We start from the raw sequence: 15,148 nt of genomic DNA, 5'->3' as shown, positions 1-15,148 counted from the left end.
AGAAAGGCGCATCATGTGTTCAAACAGCAGTTTTGTGACATGGAACACATGAAGAATAATTATTACCGACTTTCGGTGCTTTTCTTTTTGCTGGCTCTTCCTTTCACCCTGCAGGCCCAGATCATCACCCTCACCGGTGACGACTTTAAAAGCCTGCAGGGTAAGCAGAGCGGCCTTTACTCCTTTTTTGCCGTGAAAGAAGGCAAGCTCCAGCCCGTACCTCACCAATGGGTGCAGTGGTCAGAGGAGGGCTTCCCCTTCTTCAAGGAGGACGGCAGTACCACTCTCGCCGGTGACCCCGATCGCATCGATGCTTCTGATCGCCTGTTACTTCGTTTTGAGGACGGCGGTCCTGCAATGAGTGGCACAACATCTGAAAAGATTGCCGCTGAACTGGCTGTTCAACAGGGCGGTGAAACCCGCCTGTTTTATTTAGTCAAGAACGCCTACCTGCAGAGCACAGAACGCTATGTGCAGTTTGATCCGGACACTCTGACCATCAAGAGCACAGATTTCGCCCTCACCATGGCGGATGACAATTTATTCAAATGGAACGATTTCTATTTCCGTGGTTTCGAAGGGGAAAACGGTCAACGACAGACGATTCTCGACACCCTGAAGCTTCGTCTCAGTGCCGGGGTCTTCGGCGAAAACAACCGCATCACCCTGAACAACGACAATCTTGACCCCAAAGTGAAAGAGGTCATCAGCGGACCGCTTACCGCAATGATCTATGCGTCAACCTCGGTGAAAGTGGCTCGCGTACCGGTGTTACGGATTGATAATTACTTTCTGCTCATGCCTCAGCAGGTCGAAATCCACAGCCGATTTACCCTGCCGGGTATCGCCGATACGATTTTGAAACGCCCTGCCCTGGATATCTCCCTGGATGGCAACGGACTTTACAACAGCAAACTGGTTACCAGCTGGACAGGTAACAAGGTGGGGGTCACCGACGGCAAGTTATCCAAGGCGGAAAAAGAGATGCTCGAGATGCCACTCAAGGGCGACAACTGGATCTGGTTTGGTACTGGACGTGGTTTTGACATGCTCGCCCAACTGGCTTTCGTAAAAGGATTCACTACGCCCGTACGACTGCTCTATCAGGATGATGCCAGTCAGGTCAATGAGCCGGAACGGTTCGCCGGCCAGCTACCCAACGTGGGGTTCTCGCTCACCGACCTGCCGTTCGGCCAGGAATTTTATTTCATTGCCCGAATGTATTATAGCAAGGACAGTCATGGTCTCGGGCCTAGCCAATATGCCGAGGCCATCCTATCCCCCAGCCACGCCACACTGACGGTCAGATAACTTTTACCAGGCACGCAAAGGGCCTCCTGCGAGGCCCCTGCTTGTTAACTTTATCCCTGCTCGTCTCAACTCATAAATAGCCTCAATCTGCCCGACTAAGACGCTGATAGATATGGTCTTTCAACTGTAGCCGCTGATGCTTCATGGCCTCCATCTGTTCATCACCTATCGGGCTTTCGCGCATTTCCAGGCCCCGGATCTGCTTGTCGAGCTTGTCATGCTGCATGACCTGTTCGCGGAACACCGGATCTTCCCGGGTAAGGTTGTCGATCTTCTCGTGCAGGTCGGGAAATTCATGGTGAATGCTGTGATTTTCGCCCAACATGTTGCTGGCTCCTTTCTCCATGCTCCGGTTACCAGCGGCCATCGACACGCGACCACTGACAAGAAATGCTGGCAATCCCTCGAGGTTACTCAGAGACTTCCTAGCCTAACTAAATCACCACAAATTCCGATTAGATTCAAACCTTCTTCGCCGTAAGATAAGAAGTCCATGGCTACGTAGTCACCGACCGTCTGGTGGTAGTGCACTACCAACCTGGCAGCTCCCATGCCAGTGCAATCAACCCTTCTCAGGGAGGCGTGTACGATGGCAATACCGCACCTGATCAGCCGGCAAGAAATTGAAGCCGGCATTCATCAAGTCAGTGAGCACTGCGACCACCCCGATGCCGGGTTATTCGGTCCGGGATCCGTCAGCTGGCAAGTACTGCGCGAAAACATCACGGTGCTGGCCCAGGGACGCATTGTGATGCTCACCTTGGCCAACAGCCGGTTATCCCAGCTTATTCCTGATCAACATAGTGCAGTGCAGCGTCTCCAGCACACCCAGCGATTCCTGATGAAAGTGCTGTTCGGCAATCACGAGCAGGCGTTGATGGCGCTGGCTGATTTCTCGCAGCGACGCAAAACGCTGCTGGATGTTCGAGAAAGTGACGCCCTACTGTATGTGATCAGTGCCTGGATGGATTCATGCCTGGAAATTTACCAGACCATCATCGGGCCACTGTCATCCGCACTGGAGGAGCGCCTTTTCGAGGAGACCATGCTGCTTGCAAGGGCGTTGGGAATTCCAGAAAAAAAACTCCCCCGGCATTGGCACGCTTACCGCAGCTGGTGGCAGCAACAATTGCAGAAGCCCGCCTCGATCACTGAGGCACGTCGCAGATTAGGCCATGGGCTGATACGCCAGCAGGGGTTCCCGGACCGCCTGCCGTTTGGCAGCTATGAATCCATAGCCAGCTTTACCGTTCCGGATGCCATGGTGGACGCATTCGATCTGCAGCCTGCAGATCTGGCAAACCACCGCCGCTACCAGCGCCAGATACGTCGCCTGATGGATATAACCCGTCGCTTGCCGGAGACTCTGCGTTACCAACCCGTCTACCACGAAGCTCGACAAAGGCTGATGGGGCGCGCACGTGCGGGACTGGCAACACGGTTGTTGAATCGCTGGTGGAGTGGTGAGAGTGAGCTGGTCAGCAGCGGTTGGTCCATGCCCAAGGCTGACAGACACCCGGAAATGTCAATCTAGCGAGGCAGTTGCAGACATGAGTTGCGGGTTTCAATCTCCCGGGAACAAGGCCTTATTCCGGGTGTTGGTTTCTCGCAACTTCTCGTCGGCAGCTCAACGGAAGCCGCGGTGCTCCTTTATCATTTCGTAAGCCTTGCTTATCTCTGCCGTCTTTTCAGTAGCAAGGCGGATCATTTCTTCCGGCACACCTCGAGAGGCCAACTTGTCCGGGTGATGCTCGCTCATCAACTTGCGATAAGCTTTCTTGATCTCCGCGTTGGAGGCTGAATCGTTAACACCCAGAACCTGGTAAGCCTGGCTCAAAGACGGTCTTGAGCTACCCGCTGCCCGCTGGTGGCCGCCCTGTCCTGCCCCCTGACCGCCGCCAAACTGGGCCTGGGCCAGCAGCATATTGAGGATCTGTCGAAATTGCTGGGGCGGGACACCAAGTCCTTCGGCAACCTTCAGCAAAACCGCTTCCTCTTCCGGGTGCAGGGTTCCATCAGCAAGGGCAATCTGCAGCAGAATTTCCAGCAATACCAGAATCAGCTGCTTACGGTGACGGACCGCTGCGGCGAACCCGCTGATGGTGGCTTCAAGCGGAAAATCAGCTGACTTGCCCTTGTTGAACAGGGCGATCGCCTGTTGGCGCTGCTCATCATTGAGCTGCATGCGGTCCATGACCGCCTTGGCCTGGGCAATTTCGTCTTCACTGACTCGGCCATCCGCTTTCGCCAGATGCCCCATCACTGAAAAAACCGTATCAAACAGTGCCTTCTGCACCGTTTCCTGCTCGCCGGGCCCATAGGGTCTGAACGGATTGAAGCTTTGAACCCGCTCAGTGCCCTTATCGAGCAGATGTCCGATAAAAACCCCAATACACAAACCGATCGGCCCGCCTACCAGCATGCCAAGCAGGCCGAGAATGATCTTGCCACCCCAATTGAATTGCATCATGAACCCGTTACGTAAACTGATTTAAATAGCCGGCTGAAACCAGCCAAGACTCGAGGCTGTATCGGTTCGCGGTCGATATTCCGCACTGACCCAGCCGTCATACTCCAGGCTGTCGATATGACGAAACACGTGATCAAAATGAATCTCGCCCGTCCCCGGTTCATGGCGACCGGGATTATCGGCAAACTGGATGTGTCCTATATGGGGACATAATCTTGAAAGGGAACGGCACAGATCTCCTTCCATGATCTGCATATGGTAGAGATCGTACTGCAGAAACAGGTTTTCACGGCCGGCTGCCTTGATCACGCTCATGGCCAGGGCCGAGCTGTCCAGGAAAAAACCGGGCATATCCACCCTGGAATTGATCGCCTCCACGGTGAGTATGATGCCTTCTGCGGCAAGAATGTCTGCCGCAAAACGCAGGTTGTCCACCAGAGTGTCGAAGGCGATATCTGCCGGCAGACTTTCAGGCTTCAATCCTGCCAGACAATTGATGCGTGGGCAGGCAAGCGCCCGAGCATATTCAAGTGCCTCGAAAACACCTTCTCGAAACTCCTCCACCCGATCCGGCAGGCACGCAATGCCCCTCTCCCCGGCTTCCCAGTCACCCGGTGGCAGATTGAAGAGTACCTGCTCAAGCTCAAATTGCTTCAGCCTTGCAGCCAGTTCGTCTGCGGTCCAGGGGTAGGGAAACAGGTACTCCACCCCCTTGAACCCGGCCTTGGCTGCCGCCGCGAAACGATCGAGAAACGGCTGCTCATGAAACAACAGGGTCAGATTGGCAGCAAATCGAGGCATCAGGGATCCTTGTTGGGAAGAGAAGCAGTATCCAGTCGGACGCCATTCAGACGCTCCAGTTCCAGCAAAAGGCCACTGTGGTCCACTTCCCCATTTCCACTGGCCAATAGTGCACGATACTCCTCAAACACACGCTGGCTCAGGGGCAAACTGAGCCCTTCAGCACGAGCTTCGTCCAGGATCATGCGCAGATCCTTGAGCTGAATGCGCGCTGGCGCGCCGGGCTCGAAGTTCCGCTCCAGCATACGCTCACCATGCTGTTCCAGAATCTTGCTACCCGCGAACCCGCCCAGTAGCGCTTCGCGGACCTTTTCCGGTCGTGCGCCACCTTTGGCTGCCAGTAGAAGGGCTTCCGATACTGCCCCGATGGTGATCCCGACAATGGCCTGGTTTGCCAATTTGGCCAATTGACCGGTACCCACAGGGCCAATGTGGGTAGCCTTGCCCATGACAGCGAAAATGGGCGCTGCCCGCATAAAGGCATGGTCTTCGCCTCCGGCCATGATGGAAAGGCTGCCCTCTTCTGCGCCACGGGTACCACCGGATACCGGTGCATCCAGATAAAGGCCACCAAGTGCGGCCACACGCCCTGCGTGACGGCGGGCGGTTGCCGGTTCAATGGAACTCATGTCGATGACCAGAGCGGCTTCCTGCAATTGCTCAATCGCACCACTCTGGTAAAGCACCGCATCCACCGCGCCTCCGTTTTCAAGCATGGAGATAACCACATCCGCGCCCTTTACTGCATCGGCAGGACTTGCTGCCACCCGGGCCTGATCAGCAAACGGGACGGTTTTACTGACGCTGCGGTTCCACACTGTCACAGCCAGTCCCGCAGCCAACAGACGGGTAACCATAGGCGCCCCCATCAGGCCAATACCCAGAAAACTTACTGACAGTGACGGGGGCAATGAGGAGGGATCTGACATTCAGGAATCGCCTTGCTGAACGGGGAAAAATGCCGGGGTAATCGATGTGAATGCCCAGCCAATACACAGAGAGGCACGATAACGTGCCTCTCCGTAACCCTTTAAAGGGTATTACTGATTGCCGGTTATTAACAGCATCACGGCGCCCTTATCAGGCCGCCTTCTGCGAGTTACCGCGAATCCACAGGAATGCACCCAGCGCCACAGCGACCACCTGGGAAACCACTCCCTGAATGGTGGGATAGACACCCAACCAGTCCACGGTAGGGACGGCCAGATAGAATGCACTAATGACACCCGCTTCCTGCAGCGCGGCAATCCCCTTGCCGAGCAGGATCACCGACAGGATCAGTAACACAATACTGGTAACCCGGAAGAACAGGCTCAGCGGCAGCTTCATGCCAATACGGAAAAACAGCACGCATACCACCGCAAGCGCCGCGATGGCTGCAGCAATGCCATAGAAAAGGAACGGTTGAGTCTGTACCGAAACCTGACTCCACAGCGCCTGGTAAAACAGGATGGTTTCAAATATTTCGCGATAGACGGAAATAAAGGAAACAAAGGTCAGAACCCAAACTGTGCCATTGCCTAATGCGTTATCGACCTGGTCACGAATGTAACCCAGCCACTTTTGGCTGTTGCTGTTACTGTGCATCCAGAATCCCACGTAAAACAAAATCAGCGCGGCTACTACGCCAGCAACCCCTTCTGTCATTTCACGGGAGGCCCCGCTGAAATGAATCAGGGTGTTGGCCAGATACCAGGTCAAGCCACCTGCAACCAGAGCAGCAATCCAGCCAAGATGAATATGACGGGTTGCCCGAACGGCCTTGGCCTTGCGGGTAAACGTCAGCAAGGCAGCAACGACCAACAATGCCTCAAGGCCTTCACGAAACAGGATAAAGAAACTTGCCGACAAGGTCGCTGCGGGACTGAGACCATCACCTGACAGCGCTGTGGCAGCGCGCTCCAGGGCGTCATTGGCTTCGCTGATCCGTGCAGACACTTGCTCCGCGTCCCGTTGTCGATCAATCGCTTCACGCACCGCCATAAAGCGGGATTCTGCATGACGCATTAACTCGCCATCCACAGCGGCGAGCTGCTGTTCGATCATTTCAAAGCCGTCCAGGTAAGCTGACAGCGCCGCTGCCTTGGCCGCAGACCTGTCTCCTCGTGCATAGGCCTGATCCGCTTCAGACAGTTTTTCATGGCTCAATGCAATGAAACGGTTCTTGCTGAACAGGGCCCCGGGGTTAGCGCGCAGATAGCCCAGCGCGGCATAGGCCTGTGGCCCTTTGGCATCCAGCACATCTTCTGGCGCCTGTGCCACTAGCGTATCGAGTGTCAGCCCGGCCTTCATGCCTGGCACCGTCTCAAAGGCCAGCTTGCCTTGCTCTGCCACCCTGGCCTCTACGGCTCTGGCGCCCACATAAAAGGCCAACGCCCAGCGCTGCTCATCACTGAGGCTACCCTTATACGCGGCCATACCCGTGCCATCTACGCCCTGGGTGACAGTGGTGTAGAGACCCAACAACGAACGCCCGTTGTAGCGCGAGACCTCGGTAAAATCTGTTGGTGCGGGCTCCATGGTGGCAGCCGCCGGGCCATCACCCTCGCCGTTTAGGCCATGACAAGCCGCACATTTGGCCTGATACAGGCTCTGCGCCTGATGAAGATCCGGGGCTTGCCTGGGCGCAACAGGAATCCCGTAGACTTCGACCAGGGTCGCACGGATAGACTGTGTCAGTGCTTTGATTTGTGTTTCACTGGCTTTTTGCGAGACAGCCTGCTGAAGATCGTTAGCCTGAGACTGTAGTGTCGACTTGCCTTCTGCCTCCGGCAGGTTGCTTACCCCATCAGCAAGCAACGCGGAGAACTCGGCCATCTCTGCATATTCCGCCGGGCTGACAACACTGCCGTCGACCACCGCATTGATGTAATCCGCGCCCACGTACTCGACAAGCTGTACCAGTGCGGTCTGATCGTTGGCCACTGCTGGCTGGGAAAGGCTGACAAACACAAAAAGGACGGAAAAAAGGCGCCCTGTAAGCCGGGAAAATGGCATCTTGAATCTCATTCATTTATGGAAAGGCGACTCATTATCATTTATGCAATGGTAACCGGCAAGCCTAATCACTTGGTCAGGGACATCTTGTCTGACAGGAGTCAACCTACTGTGAACGCCAGGACCTTGCTGATATGTGCCTGCGGCCAACCGCTCTCCTGCTGCCAGGCATTGAATGCCTGCTGGGCAGCAAGCTGATCACGCTGGCTGGAGGGGGGCTTATCGATGATGTTCTGGGCTTTCAGCGCCGCCACCACATCATTGGTGGGATACCAGGTATCCCGGCCGGTCATCCGCAGGAAAGCGGCACCGGAATTGCCCCCCAACTGCTTGCCACGCTTCTTCAGTAGCGTCCACATCCCCACCGTATCGTCAGCGGGCCAGCCCGACAGCCACTCCCCCACACTGCCGTACTCTGCCGCCAGATCCATTACGAACTGGGCATTATGACGAATGGCCTTCATCTTGCCCCAATGTCTGATCAAGCGAGTATCCTGCATCCGTTCATCCAGCATACTGTCCGGCATCAGTACCAGCTTTTCTGGATCAAACCCGAAAAAAGCGTCCTCAAAAGCCGGCCATTTCTTGTCCACCAGGGAATGCTTCAGGCCCGCCCGGAATATCCGCCGGGTCATCACCGAGAGATACCACGCATCATCACGGGAGCGCAGGGCCCTGGCGGTGGCGATATCGGGCAGCTGGCTTTTCACCACATCAAGACTGCCCTTGCGGTTTACCGCAAGGGCCAACAGATCCGAAAAGGGGCTCATGCTCTACTCCATCGTCACCGGCCCAAAGGGGAACCTGACACAGCCATTTCCTGTACCAATGAAAACCGCTGGCCGGATATACACTATTTTAGCAGCGTTGTAGAATCGCTGTTTGGCCTACTTGCATCAACATTGGCATCAACTACGGGAAGCGCATGAGCAGCGATCAATACCACGTCAACAAGTCTGACAAACTCAAGGGTGTCTGCTACGACATTCGTGGCCCGGTGCTGCGTGAAGCACATCGTCTGGAAGACGAAGGCCACCGGGTCATCAAGCTGAACATCGGCAACCCGGCGCCGTTTGGTTTTGATGCACCCGAAGAGCTGCTTCAGGACGTGATAGCCAATCTGCCAGAGTCCACCGGTTACTGTCACTCCAAGGGTCTGTTCCCGGCACGCAAGGCCGTGATGCAGTATACCCAGACAAAGGGAATTGAAGGCGTCACCGTGGATGATGTGATTATTGGCAACGGTGTCTCTGAACTGATTGTGATGGCCATGCAGGCCCTTTTGAACCCCGGCGATGAAGTGCTGCTGCCCGCCCCTGACTATCCCCTGTGGACGGCCTCCGTGCGCCTGTCTGGCGGAACACCCGTGCATTATCTGTGTGACGAAAAGCAGGATTGGCAGCCCTCTCTGGAGGACATCCGCGCCAAGGTCAACAAGAACACCAAGGCGCTGGTGATCATCAACCCCAACAATCCCACCGGGGCCAACTATGAACCGGCCATGCTCCGGGAGTTGCTGCAGATTGCCCGGGAAAACAATCTCATCGTTTTCGCCGATGAGATTTACGACAAGATCCTCTACGACGGTGAAGAGCACACTTCCATCGCGTCCATGGCCGACGACCTCCTCTTCATCACCTTCAACGGCCTGTCAAAGAATTACCGGGCAGCCGGATTCCGGGCGGGCTGGATGGTTATCTCCGGCGCCAAGCATCGTGCCGAAAGCTATATTGAAGGCCTGGATATGCTTGCCAGCATGCGCCTGTGCGCCAATGTTCCCAGCCAGCATGCCATCCAGACGGCTCTGGGCGGCTACCAGAGCATCAATGATCTGGTACTGCCTACCGGTCGATTGGGGCGACAGCGGGATCTGGCCTGGGAAATGCTCGACTCCATCCCCGGAGTCAGTTGTGTTAAACCCAAGTCAGCGCTTTACCTGTTCCCTAAACTGGACCCGAAGGTATTCCCGTTTGAAGACGATGAGGCCTTCGCACTGGATCTTCTACGCGAAGAGAAAGTGCTGATCGTCCAGGGTACGGCTTTCAACTGGCCGGATCCGGATCACTTCCGTGTGGTGTTCCTCCCGCGTGTCGATGATCTGGAAGATTCCATCGGACGCATCGCCCGCTATCTGGATCGGGTACGAAAAAAATAATGCCAGTTTCGAGTTTCGAGAAGCGAGTTTCGAAGAACCAGGATTTGATAAACCTTTGAATTTCGCAACGCGAAACTCGTCACTCGGCAGCGATTGGATATTTCTCAGATAGTCGCCAAGAGCCCCTTATGTCCCATCTCCACATTGATGATTTCAGCCATGACGTAGCCCGCATCCTGATGCAGGCCTACATGCGCTTTCCCAGTCCCGGAGCCCTGTATGTGGAAGATGTTATCGGGCCCACGGAAGTGGACGATGTGGGACTGCATAGCAGTCGGCATATGGCCTGTCTCGGGGCGATGATCTGGCTGGCCGATGAGGGATTCATCCGTTATGAGGCCACCATCTTTCACGAAGGACTGGAGCAGGCGGTGCTCACCAACAAGGCGTTCGTGCTACTCACTGCACTGAGTGAGCTGCGTGTTGACAGTCCTGATCCGCAACTTCCAGCCACCGTTCAGCACGAAAAGGCCACCCTGGCCGAACAGTTCATACAGGCGATCCGCGCCCAGGATTCTGTGCGTACCACCGCGGTGGTACGCTACCTGCTGTCCCGCCAACCGCAGCCGGTACCCGCCGATGAATTCGACGACCTCATCACGCCAGCCAGCCCGGCATCTGATAAGGAATGGCTGTAAACCCCACTTCGTCAGTCGCAGCATCGCAGACCCGGGATCCAATGAAACCCTGCCGGTTTGCCAACGAACGCCAAAGTCCCTTTACTGCAAATACGCTTGTTGCCGGCACTTAACCCTCTATCGGCAACGCGCCTGAAGTCCCCCCTCAGCTATCCAGTTCCGGCGGGCGGATATAACGGTAGTGGATTGTCTTCAGGGCCGGCTCCCCTGCTTCGTCAAAACCTTCCGCACCCGGCAGGCGTGAGATCGGTTCAGCGCCGGGAAGATTGTCCGCTACACATTGCTCCAGCCAGCCATAATCCAGCCAGGGCGCGTTGACGCACGCCAGGATCTCGGCTTCCGGCGCCAGCAATTTGTGTAGCTTGCGCAGTATCTTGGGATAATCCTTCTCGACCATGAAACTGCCCTTCTGGGCACTGGGCGGATCGATAACAATAATGTCGTAGCGCCCCAGACTATGGAGTTTCTTCCAGCTACGAAAAATATTATGCGGAAGGTAATGCACCTTTGCTTGCTGGAAGCCATTGAGCGCATGGTTCTGTTTGCCCAGGGTCAATGCAGCATCAGAGAGATCGATATTGACGACAGACTCTGCCCCGCCTGCCAGTGCAGCCACCGAGAAACTGCAGGTGAAACTGAACAGATTGAGCACTTTCTTGCCTTCACTGCGTTCACGAATCCATTCTCGCCCTTGCGCCATATCAGCAAAGAAACCGAGATTTTGCCCACGCTGGAAATCCAGCTTGTAGTGCATGCCATGTTCTGTGGCCACGGGCTGTTCCGGCAATTCACCCCATGCCAACTCATTGTCCGCCATACCATCGTAACGGTGCTGGATCATCAGAGCGGTACATTGCAGAGGCGACAAAGCGTCCTTGAGGCAATCCTTCAGCGCGCTCAGGGTGTCGTCTGATTGGGCGCGAAAAATCGTCGCAACCAGAATCGGCTGAAAACAATCGACTGTCAGCCACTCCAGTTCCGGCACAGTTTTCCCCCGGCCATGAAAATAACGAATTTTGGATGTCGCCACGGGAACCAGATATGGAGACAGCAGGTCTGAAAGTCGGGAAGCGGGCATAGGGATCAAGAAGTCAGGATTAACGGGGGATGCAGAGTATCGCATACCTTGAGAATTCGCGCCCCGCCCCAATGACTTGATTTCCAATCTGGATAACGGAGAAACCCCACGATGATGCGCATCGCGCTTTATCTGCTCACCAACCTGGCCGTGATTGTGGTGGCCAGCATCACCCTCAGTCTGCTCGGGGTAAACAGCTATTTCGCCGCCAGCGGAAGCGGCTTGAACCTGACCAATCTGCTGATTTTCAGCGCGGTATTCGGTTTCGCCGGCTCATTGATTTCCCTGTTCATCTCCAAACCCATGGCCAAGTGGTCAGCACGGGTGAAGATCATTGAGCAGCCGACCAGCCAGGCAGAACGCTGGTTGCTGGAGACTGTGCGCGAACTGTCTGAGAAAGCTGGTATCAAGATGCCCGAGGTAGGTATTTTCCCGGCACAACAGTCCAACGCCTTCGCTACAGGCTGGAATCGAAACGATGCTCTGGTGGCCGTCTCTCAGGGGCTGCTGAGCCGTTTTCGCCCTGAAGAAGCTCGTGCCGTACTGGCCCATGAAATAGGCCACGTGGCCAATGGCGACATGGTTACCCTCAGCCTGATCCAGGGGGTGGTAAATACCTTCGTGATTTTTGCTGCCCGTGTAGTGGGTTCAGTGGTGGACAGTCTCATGCGGCGCGGTGATGGCTCCGGTGGTCTAGGGTTCGGTTACTACATCGTGGTGTTCATTGCTGAAATAGTGTTCGGAATCGCGGCCAGTGCCATCGTCATGTGGTTCTCACGGTTTCGTGAATATCGTGCCGATGAAGCCGGCGCCACGCTTGCGGACCGCAACAGCATGATTGCCGCTCTGCAACGGCTGAAATCAGAATATGAGGTGCCCAACCAGATGCCTGACACCCTGGTCGCTTTTGGCATCAACTCCGGTTTCAAGCAGGGTCTGAAAGCCATGTTTGCCTCTCACCCACCGCTGGATGACCGCATCCGGGCGCTGCAACAGGGTCGTTAAACGGCTTTATTCCACAATGGGCCAGAGGCTACTGAAGAACACCCTGTCTCAGTGACTCCGGCCTTGCCTCACCAACAGGCGCCTAATCAGGCCGTGCCCAGGCATGGGCACAGCCTGATTCATTTCAGCCCCCGACTTCATATGCATCGTGTTGGGGGTCCTCTGAACAACGCCTTAACTCACTTTTCATTCAGGTCCGCATCGATACCCACCCGATACAAAACCTGGTCTTCATACCCGCTTGTCACCGGCCACAGGCCGCACAGGGATGCATCAAGGGAAGCATCGCCGGTATCCACCAACAGAGGGCGCCCTTCAAGAGTATTAAGCTTGCTGCGGGTGGCGAGTATCTGAATATTGTCCTTGCCAAGACGGCGAATCAGATCAGGACTAAACTGCTGATTGCCGCGACCAAACAAATGTCCCTGACCGCCAATGACCGTAATCACTGCTTTGGCCGCCTGGTCGCCAATCAAATCGAGCAGTGCCTCCGCGCCAAGGTCCGAGGCCACCACCTGTTGGTTGAATACCGCGTCCACCCCCAGCAGTGTGTTCGGCAGGCCCAGCTGTTCCATAACCACGGCAACCGTTGAGCCGGAGCCCATCAGGTACCAGGTGTCATCTTCCATATTATCCGCCACCCAGGCCGCAGCCTCAGTCACCACCAGGTCCTCGACTTCACGGCCACCGCACTTTACTTGCTGCAGGTAGCGGGCCTCTGCCGGCACTTGCAATTCGCCATAATGGCGAGCACGGACCACCCCCTGGCGGAATGCGTCTTCGTCAATATCGCGCACCTCTGCCTGCTGTAACGCCACCAGGTTTCCGCTGGCCAGTTCACTCAGCAGACTCGCCGCGGCTTCCGGGTTCACCGCGTACACCGCAGAATGCATTTTGCAGCCAGCAGGCACCCCAAGTACCGGCAGGGTAAGCCCCACAGCATCCACCAGATCCCGTGCAGTACCATCACCACCGGCAAACAATAGCAGCTCAGCACCGGCTTCCTTCAGGCGTCTCGCTGCAGCACGAGTATCGTCCGGGCCACTGGGCACGGGGGATGTGCCAATCACCTGACACGGTAAACCGGCATCCCGGCAGCTCTGCTCTCCCATTTCCCCAGCCCAGGTCAGCAACGATACATTGTCCCGCTGAGCCAGAGAGGCCAGCGCACGAGTCATCCGTGCCGGTGCCTGAGGCGTTGCCCCCCGGCGTAACGCCTCGTCACGGGTAGCATCACCATCACTTCCCTTGAGCGCCACCCTGCCACCTATACCTGCATAAGGGTTCACCAGTACGCCAATAACAAGGGTTTGCCGATCTTTCATAAAAGGGTCATATCCAGAAACAAAAATAGCGTTGCTGACGACCTCGCCGTCAGGCAATTATCGATAGTGTGAACCACTGGAGGCCCACCAGCCATGAACATGAATAGCCAAAAGCCCCAGAGCAACTTCAACGGTGCCGCTGTGATTGATGAACAAGGCCGGGAAGTGCCTATCACCGAGGCCATGATCCAGCAGGCCTGTGAGAGTCTGGCGAAAAACTGGCACTACCCGCTGCCCGCCCATTGTCAGCCTAAGCCCGCTCAAACAGCGCGCTAAGTATCTTCTGATACGGCTCGCTGGCACTGCCCTGCCAGTTCCAGCGATGCAGCTCCTGACGCAAAGGGTACTCTTTCCTTAGTAAATCAAAAGCCGCTGCAGGATCGGTAGCCGCCAGGCTTGCCCTCAGGCGACGATGATCCTCCGGCAACGGGTAAGCCTGCTGAAGCAACGCCAGCAAGTCCGCTTCCGATGCCACATTCTGCTCTAAAACTGGCAAGGTTCCCGGATTGTCGGAGACCTGCGGAGTGGCGCCCAACCACCGACAAAAGGCTTCGTACACCATGGCGGTTCCATTCTCTTTGCCCTGAAGGCTGTAGCCAGCAATATGAGGGCTGCCCAATACCACCCTGTCCAACAAAGAAGCAGGAACGTGAGGTTCATTTTCCCAGACATCCAACACCGTGGCAGGACCACTCCCTTCAGCCAGCAACTGCTCCAGAGCCACATTATCCACCACCGGCCCACGGCAGGTGTTGATAAGAATTTTCTCAGCTCCCATGGCAACAAGCCTTTCCTGGTCCAGCAAGTGGCGGGTGGGATAACGGCCAGTATCGGATAGCGGTACATGCAGAGTCACAACATCACAGCTCAATACATCCGAGATTGACTCAAGCGTGTACCCCACATCTTCGCCCAGCTCCGCCAGTGGCGGGTCACAGGCGCGTACTGTTAATCCCAGCGCTGACAGCCACCGTGCCACTCTGCGCCCCACATTGCCCATACCCACCACGCCTGCCGAGAGCGAGGCAGCACTTTTGCCCTGTTGCTGACAAACCCACAACAGGGCCTGAAGCACATATTCAGCTACCGCACGGGCGTTACATCCCGGTGCATGGGCAAAAACACGACCAGTGTCCACCAACCACTGGCGATCCACATGATCCGTGCCGATGGTGGCAGACCCGATAAAGCGCACCGGACTTTTTGCCAACAGCGAAGCATTGACCCTGGTCACCGAACGCACCAGCAGCGCATCAGCCTCGGCTACCGTGTCCTGGTTGATATGCCTCCCCTCTACAGTGACCACTTCCCCGTGTCGGGCAAAAACCTCAAGACCGGGCATATTGGCATCAGCGATGATTTTCATGT

15 protein-coding genes are annotated in these 15,148 nt (G+C 56.0%); 6 read left to right on the top strand and 9 right to left on the bottom strand.

Features of this window, described 5'->3' with window-relative positions; all coding sequences use genetic code 11:
- Window positions 1-48: 48 nt before the first annotated feature.
- A complete protein-coding gene (locus GQF00_RS01990) occupies window positions 49-1,311 on the top strand; it encodes a hypothetical protein (protein ID WP_202560320.1) in 1,263 nt (420 codons plus the stop codon).
- Window positions 1,312-1,393: 82 nt separating this feature from the next.
- On the opposite strand, the gene GQF00_RS01985 is transcribed toward GQF00_RS01990, so the two are convergent.
- A complete protein-coding gene (locus GQF00_RS01985) occupies window positions 1,394-1,636 on the bottom strand; it encodes a YdcH family protein (RefSeq protein ID WP_161317482.1) in 243 nt (80 codons plus the stop codon).
- Between the two features lie 264 nt (window positions 1,637-1,900).
- Between GQF00_RS01985 and GQF00_RS01980 the strand changes: the two genes are divergently transcribed.
- Window positions 1,901-2,845: an oxygenase MpaB family protein gene (locus GQF00_RS01980; protein ID WP_161317481.1), complete on the top strand. Its 945-nt coding sequence runs from the start codon at window positions 1,901-1,903 to the stop codon at window positions 2,843-2,845.
- A 93-nt stretch (window positions 2,846-2,938) separates the two neighbouring features.
- On the opposite strand, the gene djlA is transcribed toward GQF00_RS01980, so the two are convergent.
- From djlA to GQF00_RS01955, 5 genes are all read right to left on the bottom strand, one after another.
- Window positions 2,939-3,781 (bottom strand): co-chaperone DjlA, encoded by an 843-nt coding sequence (djlA, locus tag GQF00_RS01975; protein ID WP_237440350.1) that lies wholly within the window; start codon window positions 3,779-3,781, stop codon window positions 2,939-2,941.
- Window positions 3,782-3,802: 21 nt separating this feature from the next.
- Entirely contained in the window at window positions 3,803-4,582 is a 780-nt protein-coding gene (gene hyi / locus GQF00_RS01970; RefSeq protein ID WP_161317479.1) for a hydroxypyruvate isomerase, read from the bottom strand.
- Window positions 4,582-5,511: an NAD(P)-dependent oxidoreductase gene (locus GQF00_RS01965; protein ID WP_161317478.1), complete on the bottom strand. Its 930-nt coding sequence runs from the start codon at window positions 5,509-5,511 to the stop codon at window positions 4,582-4,584. Before GQF00_RS01965 ends, hyi begins: the two co-directional genes overlap by 1 nt.
- A 151-nt stretch (window positions 5,512-5,662) precedes the next feature.
- Entirely contained in the window at window positions 5,663-7,579 is a 1,917-nt protein-coding gene (locus GQF00_RS01960) for a cytochrome c/FTR1 family iron permease (protein ID WP_161317477.1), read from the bottom strand.
- Window positions 7,580-7,680: 101 nt separating this feature from the next.
- Entirely contained in the window at window positions 7,681-8,349 is a 669-nt protein-coding gene (locus GQF00_RS01955) for a DNA-3-methyladenine glycosylase I (RefSeq protein WP_161317476.1), read from the bottom strand.
- Between the two features lie 155 nt (window positions 8,350-8,504).
- Between GQF00_RS01955 and GQF00_RS01950 the strand changes: the two genes are divergently transcribed.
- Window positions 8,505-9,734 (top strand): pyridoxal phosphate-dependent aminotransferase, encoded by a 1,230-nt coding sequence (locus GQF00_RS01950; RefSeq protein WP_161317475.1) that lies wholly within the window; start codon window positions 8,505-8,507, stop codon window positions 9,732-9,734.
- 128 nt (window positions 9,735-9,862) lie between these two features.
- The gene (locus GQF00_RS01945) at window positions 9,863-10,372 is read left to right on the top strand and encodes a hypothetical protein (RefSeq protein WP_161317474.1); all 510 of its coding nucleotides are present in this window, start codon (window positions 9,863-9,865) and stop codon (window positions 10,370-10,372) included.
- Window positions 10,373-10,517: 145 nt separating this feature from the next.
- Here the strand turns inward: GQF00_RS01945 and GQF00_RS01940 are convergent, their stop codons facing one another.
- The gene (locus GQF00_RS01940; RefSeq protein ID WP_161317473.1) at window positions 10,518-11,450 is read right to left on the bottom strand and encodes a class I SAM-dependent methyltransferase; all 933 of its coding nucleotides are present in this window, start codon (window positions 11,448-11,450) and stop codon (window positions 10,518-10,520) included.
- Window positions 11,451-11,561: 111 nt separating this feature from the next.
- Here GQF00_RS01940 and htpX point away from each other — a divergent pair, with 111 nt between their 5' ends.
- Window positions 11,562-12,455 (top strand): protease HtpX, encoded by an 894-nt coding sequence (gene htpX / locus GQF00_RS01935; protein ID WP_161317472.1) that lies wholly within the window; start codon window positions 11,562-11,564, stop codon window positions 12,453-12,455.
- A 179-nt stretch (window positions 12,456-12,634) separates the two neighbouring features.
- Here the strand turns inward: htpX and GQF00_RS01930 are convergent, their stop codons facing one another.
- Window positions 12,635-13,780: an ATP-NAD kinase family protein gene (locus GQF00_RS01930; RefSeq protein ID WP_161317471.1), complete on the bottom strand. Its 1,146-nt coding sequence runs from the start codon at window positions 13,778-13,780 to the stop codon at window positions 12,635-12,637.
- A gap of 93 nt (window positions 13,781-13,873) precedes the next feature.
- On the opposite strand from GQF00_RS01930, the gene GQF00_RS01925 reads away from it, so the two are divergent.
- Window positions 13,874-14,056 (top strand): PA1571 family protein, encoded by a 183-nt coding sequence (locus GQF00_RS01925; protein WP_161317470.1) that lies wholly within the window; start codon window positions 13,874-13,876, stop codon window positions 14,054-14,056.
- Here the strand turns inward: GQF00_RS01925 and GQF00_RS01920 are convergent.
- Window positions 14,031-15,146: a 4-phosphoerythronate dehydrogenase gene (locus GQF00_RS01920; RefSeq protein ID WP_161317469.1), complete on the bottom strand. Its 1,116-nt coding sequence runs from the start codon at window positions 15,144-15,146 to the stop codon at window positions 14,031-14,033. The two genes, GQF00_RS01925 and GQF00_RS01920, sit on opposite strands and share 26 nt — an antisense overlap.
- Window positions 15,147-15,148 lie beyond the last annotated feature (2 nt).

Origin of the sequence: Alcanivorax sp. DP30, assembly GCF_009882945.1 — a bacterium.
Lineage (GTDB): Bacteria > Pseudomonadota > Gammaproteobacteria > Pseudomonadales > Alcanivoracaceae > Alcanivorax.
Note: the sequence above shows the minus strand (reverse complement) of the source record. Positions and strands in the feature narration are given on the sequence as shown.